The following is an 11,739-nucleotide window of genomic DNA, read 5'->3' on the forward strand; positions in this document are numbered from 1 at the left end:
GCACAACCAAAGATCCACAAGGATCTTGAAAAAGTTAGCTTAAATCCATCCTCGCTCAGCAAATGAGACACAACATTGCCGGCCAATAACCAGATGATCCAGCACTTTTATACCCACCAAATTACAGGCATCAATCACTTTATCCGTAACAATCTTATCTGCCAAACTCGGCTCTGCATGACCTGATGGATGATTATGAGCCAAAATAACGGATGAGGCATTCACCTTTATCGCCGATCGGACAATTTCACGAGGATGAACTTCAACTTTATTGATTGTGCCTTTAAACATCTCCTCATGACAAATGACTCTATTTTGATTGTTGAGAAACAACACAACAAATATTTCCCTATCACGCCCTGACAATAGATTTTGCAAATACTCTTGAGTCACACTTGGACTACTCATAATATCCTCATGCATGAACTGGCTGGAAAAAAAACGTTTTGCCAGTTCTGCAATAGCCTGTAATTGTGCATACTTGGCTAATCCCATTCCTTTATGAGAACAAAAAGTGTCATAATCAGCAGAGAGTAAATGGTATAAAGACCCAAATTCTTTCAATAGAAATTCCGCCATTCGTAAAACAGGAAGTCCTCTGGTCCCGGTACGCAAAAAAATAGCCAGTAACTCAGCATCTGTCAGAGAAACCGAACCATAAGCCAGTAATTTCTCTCTGGGAGCTAAATTTGAATATATTTCTCCTATATTTTCAGCGATATCAACTCCCATATAGTCATCTCCCTGCTCTGTTTCACCTGATACAAACAGTATTCCATGCCTTAAATATCAGGGCGAATATCATATTCAAGAGCTGCGTAGCCGCTCGCAAACTTATTCTTTTTTACAATCAAAGCTCAGACTCTGCTCAACTCTGTAATCTCTTGTGATAAAATCTTGGCCCCTTGCAACTTAATATTCGGACAATCATGATGGCAGGACTTTCCGGCAAACAGATTGTGCTCGGTATTAGCGGCGGAATAGCCGCTTACAAAACTCCCGAGCTGGTACGTCGCCTGCGTGATCGCGGCGCACAAATACGTGTCGTGATGACACCAGCAGCAGAAGCGTTTATTACACCAATGACGTTGCAGGCAGTTTCTGGTTATCCCGTTTCTGATGATTTGTTAGATCCAGCAGCAGAAGCTGCTATGGGGCATATTGAACTTGGCAAGTGGGCTGATCTGATTATTCTCGCCCCTGCTACCGCTGATTTACTGGCGCGCCTGGTCGTCGGTATGGCAAATGATCTCGTGACAACTGTCTGTTTGGCTTCCTCGGCCCCAATTGCCGCAGTGCCCGCAATGAATCAACAGATGTTCCGAGCTCAAGCAACACAACATAATCTCAAGCTCCTTGAAGAACGAGGCATTCTCCTGTGGGGACCAGACGATGGCAGCCAAGCTTGTGGCGACGTTGGTCCCGGCAGGATGCTAAATCCCCTAGCAATTGTCGAACTCGCCGAACAACATTTTCAAACCAACCAAGACTTAGCTCACCTAAAACTTGCTATTACCGCCGGACCAACCCGGGAAGCATTGGACCCAGTTCGCTTTATCAGCAATCACAGCTCAGGCAAAATGGGGTTTGCTATTGCTCAAGCTGCGGCAACACGTGGTGCAGACGTCACCCTAATCACTGGCCCCGTTAATTTACCGACACCACCGGGAGTCAAACGAATCGATGTTACCAGCGCTCTGGAAATGAATGAACAAGTACAGGCAGTAGCGGGTTCACAGCATATCTTCATTGGTTGTGCCGCGGTTGCAGACTATCGCGCTAAACAGATTGCCGAAGAAAAAATTAAAAAACAGGGTGATGAAATCACTTTTACCCTGATCAAAAACCCGGATATTGTTGCCAATGTAGCTGCAATGCAAGAAAACCGCCCCTTTGTGGTTGGATTTGCGGCTGAAACCCAGAATGTGGAAGAATACGCACGAAAAAAACTGAACCAAAAACATTTGGATCTGATTTGTGCAAATGATGTATCCCTTACTGGCCACGGCTTTAACAGTGATACTAATGCATTACATTTGTTCTGGCATGAGGGAGAAATTCGCTTACCTCATAGTAATAAGTTATTACTTAGCCACCATTTATTAGACGAGATAGTCAGACGCTATGATGAAAAAAATCGACGTTAAAATTCTTGACCCACGTATCGGGGAAGAATTTCCTTTGCCAACTTACGCCACGCCAGGCTCCGCAGGTTTAGATTTGCGGGCTTGCCTGGACAATGCGATAGAACTGGCTCCAGGGCAAACCGAACTGCTGCCAACCGGGCTTGCTATTCATATTGGCGATGAACAATTGGCAGCCGTTATTCTGCCCCGTTCTGGCCTTGGACATAAACATGGCGTCGTTCTGGGTAATCTGGTGGGTTTGATCGATTCTGATTACCAAGGTCAGCTCATGGTTTCCGTCTGGAATCGTGGTGATAAAACTTTCACTATCCAGCCAGGCGAACGTATCGCTCAGATGGTTTTTGTACCCGTTGTCCAAGCTGAATTCAATCTGGTAGCAGATTTTGAAACCAGCGAAAGAGGCAGCGGTGGTTTTGGTCATTCTGGTCGCCAATAAATCTCTGTAAAACCTAATACCATTTAACCCATTATCATATTCTTTGCCCAAAATACCCTTGGGCAAAGAATGACTGATTTGTTTGTTTTGCTGTTCTTAACAAAGGTCTTGTCAGACATGGCAGAAAACGAAAATACGAAGAAAAGAAACAGGCGCGAGGAGATCTTGCAGGCGCTGGCGCATATGTTGCAATCCAGTGATGGTAGCCATCGAATCACTACCGCTAAACTGGCCGCCAACGTGGGCGTTTCCGAAGCTGCCTTATACCGGCATTTTCCTAGTAAAACCCGGATGTTTGACAGCTTGATTGAGTTCATTGAAGACTCATTAATTTCCCGGATTAACCTGATTCTGCAAGATGAGAAAGATACTACGACTCGTATTCGCTTGATATTGATCCTGATTCTGGGTTTTTCAGAAAAAAATCCCGGTCTGACCCGCATCATGACAGGTCATGCTCTAATGTTTGAACAAAACCGGCTGCAAGGGCGCATAAATCAGTTATTTGAACGAATTGAAGTACAGATCCGTCAAGTTTTAAAAGAGAAAAAATTACGTGATGGGCAAGGTTTCAGTTATGATGAGTCGTTATTAGCTTCCCAGTTACTCGCGTTTTGTGAAGGGATGCTATCACGTTTTGTACGCTCTGAGTTCCACTATCGTCCAACGCAGGAATTTGAAGCACGCTGGCCATTATTATTGGCTCAGTTACAATAAGTTATTCTACTACTCACCCCGCCCGTTATTGGGCGAGGGCTTTTTTTGAAGCTTATCTATCAGATTCCGTACTGTGCACGATAGGCTTCTACTGCATCCAGATGAGCTTTCATCTCTGGCTGACCACTCAAATAATTAATCAAATCATTCAAAGTAATGATAGAAAACACTTTGCAACCATAATCTCTTTCCACTTCCTGAATTGCCGAGATTTCACCATTCCCACGCTCCTGACGATCAAGACAAATCATCACGCCGGCAAGCGTCGCATTATGCTGCTTGATAATCTCCATAGATTCACGGATAGCTGTGCCTGCGGTAATAACATCATCAACCAGAACAACATTGCCTTTAAGTGAGCTACCAACCAAAGTACCACCTTCGCCATGATCTTTAGCTTCCTTACGGTTAAAACAGTATGGCATATCAATATCATGATGCTCTGCTAGTGCAACTGCCGTTGTCGTTGCAATTGGAATACCCTTGTAAGCCGGTCCGAATAACAAATCGCACTGAATACCGCTATCCAACAATGCTGCTGCATAAAAACGCCCGATTAACGCCAAATCACGCCCAGTATTAAACAGCCCGGCATTAAAAAAATACGGGCTTTTACGTCCTGATTTCAGGGTAAACTCCCCAAATTTCAGTACCTGTTTTTTTAGCGCAAGCTCGATAAATTCGCGCTGATAGGCTTTCATTGGTGTCTCTCCTCTCTATTTAGTCATCGTTATCGCCATACAACAGGCACAAAAAAGGCGACTACTCCGTCGCCTAATCAATTTATTATTTTAATGCATTTCTCTGTGCTGCAAAAATATCCTCTAATCCTCCCTTGGCAAGGGCCAGTAAGGATAATAACTCATCATGACTAAATGGCTCGCCTTCCGCGGTGCCTTGCACTTCAATCATTCGGCCATCTTCCATCATCACGACGTTCATATCAGTTTCAGCGGCGGAATCTTCCACATATTCCAGATCACAACGGCCTTCACCATCCACAATGCCAACAGAGACCGCAGCAACCATTGATTTCAGAGGACTCTCTTTCAGCCTGCCTGCTTCAACCATTTTATTCAACGCATCAGCTAGCGCGACACAAGCCCCCGTAATAGAAGCTGTACGGGTACCGCCATCAGCCTGAATAACATCACAATCCAGTGTAATGGTGTATTCACCCAGTTTTTTTAGATCAACAGCGGCGCGTAGCGAACGAGCGATTAAACGCTGGATTTCCATCGTACGCCCGCCCTGTTTGCCTTTAGCTGCTTCACGAGCATTTCGGGTATGAGTAGAACGCGGTAACATGCCATATTCCGCCGTCACCCAACCCTGCCCCTGACCTTTCAAGAAACGAGGAACCCCTTCTTCAACGGATGCATTACATAACACTTTGGTGTCCCCAAACTCTACTAGAACCGAACCTTCCGCGTGCTTAGTATAATGACGGGTTATAGTGATAGGACGCACTTGTTCTGCCGCTCTTCCTGTTGGGCGCATAGTGTTATCTCCGTTGTTAAACCATTATTGGGGGCGCATTATACGGCCTAACAGGGCTAATTCCTATCCTGCATCTACAACGAGCGTTATAATCCCTTAATCTTTTGTTTAAATTGGGAACGAATCATGATCCGTAGTATGACTGCTTTTGCACGGCGAGATATCAAAAGTGAATGGGGAAATGCGGCCTGGGAACTACGCTCCGTTAATCAGCGTTATTTAGAAACTTATATTCGCCTACCAGAACAATTCAGAAGCTTGGAACCGGTAATCCGTGAACGTATTCGTTCCCGTCTGACTCGCGGGAAAGTTGAGTGCAACCTGCGTTTTGAACTGGACTCACGCGCACAAGGCGAACTTATCCTGAATGAAACTTTAGCAAAACAGCTAGTCAATGCGGCGAACTGGGTCAAACAGCAGAGTAACGAAGGTGAAATCAATCCTGTTGATATTCTGCGTTGGCCTGGCGTTATGGCCGCAGAAGAGCAAGACCTGGATACTATCAGCACTCAATTGTTGCAAGAACTGGATACAACACTGGATGCCTTTATTCAAAGCCGTGAAGCCGAAGGCAATGCACTTAAGATTATGATTGAACAACGTTTGGACGCGGTGACCGAAGAAGTCGGTAAAGTTCGCCAACAAATGCCTGAAATCATGCAATGGCAACGGGAACGCCTGCAAACCAAACTAGAAGAGGCACAGGTACAGCTTGAAAATAACCGTCTTGAGCAAGAGTTAGTTTTACTGGCTCAACGCCTCGATGTGGCAGAAGAGTTAGATCGCCTTGATGCCCACACCAAAGAAACCCGTAATATTCTAAAGAAAAAAGAAGCCGTTGGTCGCCGCCTGGATTTTATGATGCAGGAATTCAACCGCGAATCTAATACGCTTGCCTCCAAATCTATCAACGCCGATATCACTAACTCCGCTATTGAATTGAAGGTGCTGATTGAGCAGATGAGAGAGCAGATTCAGAATATTGAGTGACGTTTCTTAGCATTGCAGAGCGAATCACAGTAGCGCATGATTAGCGTGTACCCAAAGCGCATTCAAAAAACCATTTTGGGTACACCCCCTATTTCATACTGGAAATTGCACAAGTGCCTAAATTCACAGATAAAGAAATCAGGGCATGGATAAAGTCAGGCGAAAGGTTCGAATTTTCAAAAATAACAATGACCCGTGGTTTATTGCTGCGGACGTGTGTAAGGCTTTGGGGATCACGAACCCAAGTAAAGCTCTAAAGGCTTTAGATTTGGATGAAAAAAATACTGTAACTTTAAGTTATGGTATTCAGGGAAATCCAAAACGAGCTGGCATTTCAGAGTCTGGTTTTTACAAACTAATCACTCGTAGCCGCAAGGCCACCAAGCAAGGAACGTTTGCCCATAGATTCGCTAATTGGGTATTCCGTGAGGTTATCCCGTCTATCCGCAAAACGGGTTCTTATGGTGTGCCATTTGCCGCGCTGAACGACTTCACCCGGCGACAAAACGAATACAAAGCAATTGCGTCTCAACGTGGGCGCGATCTTCAATCATGCAAAGGAGAACTAGCCAGCTTAAATAAAGAAGGACGGGAACTGTGGAGAACATACCAGCCTGACCTTTTGGAAGAAGCAGAGTGATGATCATTGTTAACTGCGTAGACTCCTTGAGGTTAAAGAGTCCTACTTTTGAAGTCCTCACTTCGGCTGCTCCGATAATTTCGGGTCAGTTACCTAACCCATTGAAATATAGTCACACGGCATATTTGCAATCTGGTCATAATATGCTCGTATCATTTAGCGACGCGGTTAATTTGCGATCCTCATTGAGTGGAGCACAAAAAGAAAAGGATGGCACGAAGAAAGCAAAAGAACACATCATCGATAATCGCCACGGTCACAGGGAAGGTAACCGTAGCGCCTAGGCGTATTAAGTGCCAAACAGATAAAGTCTACCATGCAGGCACAGAGTGAAAAGCGCAGTGATTACCCGCTGCGTGTAGTGGGCTTTGATGAAATAGCGCTGTCGGTGATGCTATTGCGGAAAGGTCAGGTGATCACTGTTATGGGAGGATCTTCTTATTGGCAGGGATATCAGTTAGCTGTCTCCTCAATCACTCAATAGGTTCCGACGCAATACGTCGCGACTTCTATAGCTCAGAACGTTAAACGTACCAACCTACTCACTGAATTTGCAGGGCTTAATTTTAAGCTTTGCCATGAAAACAATGAGTAACAGAATGGTGAGCCCAGTTCTTCTATTCACTTCCGACGATATTCGTTGTCAGTCATTAGCTCAGTGCGTTTAGTGTACTGACTTCACTTCATTGATTGTGGGGATATCAGATAACGACAAAGAAAATGATTAATAAAGTGAAAGGTAACAAAATAATGCGGAGGTTCAACTACCGAGGATTTTCCGGTAGTTCGATAGCCACGGTGAGATTACGGAGAGGGTTATTCTTGGATGGCATAACAGTATTTGAATTACACTAAAGGTAAGCTATCCGTATTATCAATCTATACCACTACAAATATGAGAGGTTCGATACATGGAGCAACACCACCAGCCATTTGAAGAAATAAAAAGAATTGATGAATCTGATATTGAATTCTGGTCGGCTAGAGAGCTTTCTAAGCTTCTTGAATATTCAGAGTACCGTCACTTCACGCCTGTTTTAGAACGAGCTAAAGAAGCCTGCTCCCATAGCGGACACAATATTGAAGACCATTTCGAGGATGTCCTCGATATGGTCAATATTGGCTCCGGTGCACAAAGAAAATTAAAGGATGTAATACTGTCTCGCTATGCCTGCTATCTCGTTGTACAAAATGGCGATCCTAGCAAGCTAGTGATAGCGGCAGGGCAGACATATTTTGCGATTCAAACTAGGCGGCAAGAGCTAGCAGATGATGCGACATTTAAAAGACTACAAGAAGATGAAAAGCGGCTATTCCTGCGTAATGAGCTAAAAGAGCATAACAAGCAGTTAGTTGAAACAGCCCAGCGAGCAGGCGTAGAAACAAATACTGATTTTGCCATTTTCCAAAATCACGGCTACCAAGGTTTATACGGTGGACTAGACCAGAAAGCAATCCACCAGCGAAAAGGCTTAAAAAAATCACAACGAATATTAGATCACATGGGGTCAACAGAGCTTGCTGCTAACTTGTTTAGAGCAACCCAAGCCGAGGAAAAGCTGAGACGAGATAACGTAAAAACCAAAACACAAGCAAACCAGACTCATTTTGACGTTGGAAGAAAAGTTAGAGATACGATCCAAGAGTTGGGCGGAACAATGCCAGAGGATTTACCATCACCAGAGAAAAGCACCAAACAATTAGAAACGATAGCAAAGAAAAAACTCAAAAAGTAATCACATCGCTAATATGTAACTTTCATGATTGTACACATTTCAATCATCCCAGAGGTACACCTCGATTTAGCGTGTACCCAAGGGTGTACCCCTATAAAATATTGAATAGATCAAACCCAGTAATGACGCAACCTAACTCCTCATACTCAATGAATTGATTCAAGAGTAAGGTTTCAGACGATATCACATTGTCTCAGCCTAACTAACCACTCCCCTAATAGCCGTAACCCCATAAAGTTGAACAGGTTACATTACGCGGCTAACAAGGTCTGAGTTCGGAACTCTACCGGACTCAGGCCGTTTAACTTCAGACTAATATGCTCGTTATTGTAATAATGGATGTATTCATCGATAGCCTTTCGCAACTCGCTAATACTCATGAGCTGGCGAAGGTAAAAACACTCTGATTTGAATGCGAGGTGGTGGGTACCGTGGTACCTGCAATTAACGCGGGAAAGTCGATATCAAGCTAAACCCAAAAATCGGCGCTGACGGGTATTTAAAAAGGCAGCAGAAACGTATCGTGACACCAAGAAAAAATCAAAAACATTACTTTGCGGGTTGCCTAAATGTTCAATCGGGGAAAATCACTTATGTTGACGGGTTAAATAAGAATTCTCGATTATTTATCAATGCATTGGAAGAACTTGATCGCCAATATTATCATTCTGAAACCCTCACATTGATTTTGGATAATTACAGTATCTATAAAAGCTGGCTGGTCATTGATTGGCTGGCCTGTCACCCTAAATTTAACCTATTGTTTTTACCTGTTTATTCTCCCTAGCTGAATAAAATTGAACTCCTGTGGTAATCCTTGTATGAAACGGTGACTCGAAATCATTACTGTCAGTATATGTGGCAGTTGCTTGAGAAAGTGAAAACGTTTTTAAATTCATATCTCTACAGGAATAGCAGAGAATAAAAAGAGTGGGTGTATCATAATTATGAAATAATGAAATGGACACTTCCCTAAAACGGCTTCAATGACCCATTTTTCGTTAACTTTCTGTACGCTAAAGTCTCGTTTTAGGATATTTGGTGCTGTTTTACCGACTCCCCTTTCCATGAGAGATATTTCTTCACCCTGATTAATGCCTGAGAGGCTGTTCTGCCATAAGTCTCTGTATCGTCTTATGGTTTACGTGGTATCCCTGTTTTCTCAGTGAGACCGTGATTCTGCGATAACCGTAACAGCCTTTATTATGGTGATATACCTCGCTAATTTTACTTTTTATCTCAGCGTATTTGTCCTTTCGGTTCAGAGCATTAACATCGTAATACCATGTGCTATGGGACATTTTTGTCGCCCTCAAACAGAGACGCAAGCTTATTGATATTGACCTAAATAAACACCCACAATTTTTGCGCATCGAAGTTCGCTTTAAACCTAAAAAAACCATCACCTAAACATGGTAACGCACTCATACTATAAAGCATTTGCCAAATGAGAAACCCTTTTAAACGGCTTCAAATTTATTCAAGAAATCTAAGGTTAGAATTAATTACGAAAGGATTTATTCACAAGATTCCTGAGTAACTAACAGTTAGGAAATATAATCACTATATTATGCAAAGCATGAAATGCTCCCGATTGCCAAGAAAAGTCATGAAGTTAATCAGCAGCTATGAAATAGAATTATTTAACAAAGGAATAGTATGGCTTCAATGGAAAAGTATATAAGTCGTCTAGGTAGCACATTAGTATTAAATACATTAATCTCTCTTGATTGGTGTAAATATAAAAACTTGATTAAAGCGGAAAATACAAATAAAAAAATATATACCCTATGGATTTCAAAATGCATCGCGACGGCAAGGGAGAAAATCCCCGGGAGCATAGCGAACTATGTGACCAGGACAGCAGGAAAAAATCAAGGCCAGTTGTCTCAAAAAAAACCACGAATACACTCATGATGAGTGGTGACTTCATCATATTTTGCGAAAAACTGACACAACAGATAGAAATTATCGCCCAATTCTCTCCTGACTATTATTTTTGCAAAGCGATTATTGCCAGAGAGGAAAAGAAATTCCAAATTGAAAGACAGTGCATCCTTAATCTATTGAGGTACACTGATTCACCAAAATCCTTTTTGATTGAGAAACTTTTAAATAACCAACATGAATTTATTTGTAGTCAGCAAGTTGATACTATTCTCTCTCATAAGAACAAATACAGCATCCAATGTGTACATTTAGATAATTAAATCGTTTATTTTATCTGGCACAAAACAACAAATAGCGCCTTATTTTAATTGTCTAATGGGCTATTCTCAAAATTTTAATGAGGAGCAGCCATATCTTGATATAGACACTATATCAGATAACCAATTATTAATGTTTTATGAAGAAACTCACAGAGTATTATTAGACAACTCTAATAATGCCGATATTCTAAAAAACTTACTAATTTTATTTTTAGTAAAGTCACAGAGAATACATGCCAAAGTCTTTTATTTTTCATATCATATTTTAATATAAAATCCAACCCAGAGTATGCTATTGAAATAGCCAATCGTTTCTTGGAAGCTCCAAATCTATCGACTGATAACACAAGCTATTTGCCGAATTTAGCATACAATACAGCTTTGGCTGCGATAGATTTTGCGGATATAAATGAAGCTTACTTTTGGCTTGAGTATATAAATAATGAGGAAAGATCGCAAAAAATAAAAAATGAGATCGATAGCCTAGAAGAAAAGATACATACAAGGAGCAACCATCCATTAAATCCAGAAAATATTCCTCCCAAATATATCGATGATATTTCAACTAAAGATATCATTATGTTATGTTCATATCTTGATGGTTGTGGTGATGATTGGGGATTGAAAGAGTTAAATCGTTCAGGAAAGTATATTTTCCCTTCTAAAACTGTCACCATAGAGACATTCAAATCTTTAGCGCTCAATGGATTAGTAAAGATGTCTCAAACTTCTCTTAATAGCTTTGAAGATAAACATTTAAACGATTTTAATGACATAATATTTAACGCTAAATTCCATACTAATATTCATGGAGTAGGTGATAGTAAACTGTTAGCCCTACCGATTTTATTAGAGGAATTAGATCGGAGAAATAATAAACTCGATGCATCTTCTTATATTTAGAAAGTGATTTCCACTGGCTATTTTTATAGTGCATTTGAGTATTACCTAAACAACGTAAGTGATACTTGGACTCGCGAATTCACTCTTAATGAAAAAACTATAGAACGGATATTTTCATCGTCATTAAGTGCAAAAGACTTATCATACATAGCAAGATCTGCAATTGGCTATACAGCAGGACAGCACTCAATCGGCGGAACAAAAGGTAATAAACATACCTGTAATGTTTTGATTGGCAGTATAAACCGCAATTTTGATTGGGTTGATACAGATAAATTTTATCCTAAAAATTTTCCGAGAGATAAGAAACAACCAGTTATGTCATCTGAAAGGATTATGGAGAAAATCTGTGGCATTACACCGGATGATTTATATAATCTTCCGCCACAAACACTAGAGCACAACCAAAATGAATTTTCGGAAGATGAATTCTAGAATGAGTGCAGAAGAACATTACCTT

The 11,739-nt window shown here is 41.6% G+C and carries 15 protein-coding genes and 2 pseudogenes; 12 read left to right on the forward strand and 5 right to left on the reverse strand.

Going from position 1 to position 11,739, the window contains the following annotated elements; translation table 11 throughout:
- Nucleotides 1–39 precede the first annotated feature (39 nt).
- Nucleotides 40–732 carry a RadC family protein gene (gene radC / locus EAE91_RS05755; RefSeq protein ID WP_214087649.1) on the reverse strand — a complete coding sequence of 231 codons (693 nt, stop codon included), beginning with the start codon at nucleotides 730–732 and terminating at the stop codon, nucleotides 40–42.
- Between the two features lie 197 nt (nucleotides 733–929).
- Between radC and coaBC the strand changes: the two genes are divergently transcribed.
- The 3 genes from coaBC (at nucleotide 930) to slmA (ending at nucleotide 3,300) form a co-directional block, all read left to right on the forward strand.
- Complete coding sequence (gene coaBC / locus EAE91_RS05760) at nucleotides 930–2,147, forward strand: bifunctional phosphopantothenoylcysteine decarboxylase/phosphopantothenate--cysteine ligase CoaBC (protein WP_214087650.1); 1,218 nt, start codon at nucleotides 930–932, stop codon at nucleotides 2,145–2,147.
- The gene (gene dut, locus EAE91_RS05765) at nucleotides 2,125–2,583 is read left to right on the forward strand and encodes a dUTP diphosphatase (RefSeq protein ID WP_036778501.1); all 459 of its coding nucleotides are present in this window, start codon (nucleotides 2,125–2,127) and stop codon (nucleotides 2,581–2,583) included. The genes coaBC and dut overlap by 23 nt, the downstream gene beginning before the upstream one ends.
- A gap of 117 nt (nucleotides 2,584–2,700) precedes the next feature.
- Entirely contained in the window at nucleotides 2,701–3,300 is a 600-nt protein-coding gene (gene slmA, locus EAE91_RS05770) for a nucleoid occlusion factor SlmA (protein ID WP_036778585.1), read from the forward strand.
- 59 nt (nucleotides 3,301–3,359) lie between these two features.
- On the opposite strand, the gene pyrE is transcribed toward slmA, so the two are convergent.
- Nucleotides 3,360–4,001 (reverse strand): orotate phosphoribosyltransferase, encoded by a 642-nt coding sequence (pyrE, locus tag EAE91_RS05775; RefSeq protein WP_214087651.1) that lies wholly within the window; start codon nucleotides 3,999–4,001, stop codon nucleotides 3,360–3,362.
- 85 nt (nucleotides 4,002–4,086) lie between these two features.
- Complete coding sequence (rph, locus tag EAE91_RS05780) at nucleotides 4,087–4,800, reverse strand: ribonuclease PH (RefSeq protein ID WP_214087652.1); 714 nt, start codon at nucleotides 4,798–4,800, stop codon at nucleotides 4,087–4,089.
- A 126-nt stretch (nucleotides 4,801–4,926) separates the two neighbouring features.
- Here rph and EAE91_RS05785 point away from each other — a divergent pair, with 126 nt between their 5' ends.
- The 5 genes from EAE91_RS05785 (at nucleotide 4,927) to dinD (ending at nucleotide 8,166) form a co-directional block, all read left to right on the forward strand.
- Nucleotides 4,927–5,790: a YicC/YloC family endoribonuclease gene (locus EAE91_RS05785; protein WP_214087653.1), complete on the forward strand. Its 864-nt coding sequence runs from the start codon at nucleotides 4,927–4,929 to the stop codon at nucleotides 5,788–5,790.
- A 145-nt stretch (nucleotides 5,791–5,935) separates the two neighbouring features.
- Nucleotides 5,936–6,430: a BRO-N domain-containing protein gene (locus EAE91_RS05790; protein WP_214087654.1), complete on the forward strand. Its 495-nt coding sequence runs from the start codon at nucleotides 5,936–5,938 to the stop codon at nucleotides 6,428–6,430.
- Between the two features lie 143 nt (nucleotides 6,431–6,573).
- A complete protein-coding gene (locus EAE91_RS24065) occupies nucleotides 6,574–6,714 on the forward strand; it encodes a hypothetical protein (RefSeq protein WP_244868687.1) in 141 nt (46 codons plus the stop codon).
- Nucleotides 6,715–6,746: 32 nt separating this feature from the next.
- A complete protein-coding gene (locus EAE91_RS24070) occupies nucleotides 6,747–6,914 on the forward strand; it encodes a hypothetical protein (protein WP_244868688.1) in 168 nt (55 codons plus the stop codon).
- 427 nt (nucleotides 6,915–7,341) lie between these two features.
- Entirely contained in the window at nucleotides 7,342–8,166 is an 825-nt protein-coding gene (gene dinD / locus EAE91_RS05800; RefSeq protein WP_214087655.1) for a DNA damage-inducible protein D, read from the forward strand.
- A gap of 251 nt (nucleotides 8,167–8,417) precedes the next feature.
- Here dinD and EAE91_RS05805 read toward each other — a convergent pair.
- Nucleotides 8,418–8,576: pseudogene (locus tag EAE91_RS05805) on the reverse strand (IS3 family transposase); the annotation flags it as partial.
- A 44-nt stretch (nucleotides 8,577–8,620) separates the two neighbouring features.
- On the opposite strand from EAE91_RS05805, the pseudogene EAE91_RS05810 reads away from it, so the two are divergent.
- Nucleotides 8,621–9,091: pseudogene (locus EAE91_RS05810) on the forward strand (IS630 family transposase); the annotation flags it as partial.
- Between the two features lie 166 nt (nucleotides 9,092–9,257).
- Here EAE91_RS05810 and EAE91_RS24920 read toward each other — a convergent pair.
- Nucleotides 9,258–9,569, reverse strand: a complete 312-nt coding sequence (locus EAE91_RS24920; RefSeq protein ID WP_376744734.1) for an IS3 family transposase — start codon at nucleotides 9,567–9,569, stop codon at nucleotides 9,258–9,260.
- A 399-nt stretch (nucleotides 9,570–9,968) separates the two neighbouring features.
- Here EAE91_RS24920 and EAE91_RS05820 point away from each other — a divergent pair, with 399 nt between their 5' ends.
- The 3 genes from EAE91_RS05820 (at nucleotide 9,969) to EAE91_RS05830 (ending at nucleotide 11,714) form a co-directional block, all read left to right on the forward strand.
- Nucleotides 9,969–10,376 carry a hypothetical protein gene (locus EAE91_RS05820; protein WP_214087657.1) on the forward strand — a complete coding sequence of 136 codons (408 nt, stop codon included), beginning with the start codon at nucleotides 9,969–9,971 and terminating at the stop codon, nucleotides 10,374–10,376.
- Nucleotides 10,377–10,691: 315 nt separating this feature from the next.
- A complete protein-coding gene (locus EAE91_RS05825; protein WP_214087658.1) occupies nucleotides 10,692–11,279 on the forward strand; it encodes a hypothetical protein in 588 nt (195 codons plus the stop codon).
- A 3-nt stretch (nucleotides 11,280–11,282) separates the two neighbouring features.
- Nucleotides 11,283–11,714 (forward strand): hypothetical protein, encoded by a 432-nt coding sequence (locus EAE91_RS05830; protein ID WP_214087659.1) that lies wholly within the window; start codon nucleotides 11,283–11,285, stop codon nucleotides 11,712–11,714.
- Nucleotides 11,715–11,739: the final 25 nt, after the last annotated feature.

It is taken from the genome of Photorhabdus noenieputensis (assembly GCF_018448935.1).
Lineage (GTDB): Bacteria > Pseudomonadota > Gammaproteobacteria > Enterobacterales > Enterobacteriaceae > Photorhabdus > Photorhabdus noenieputensis.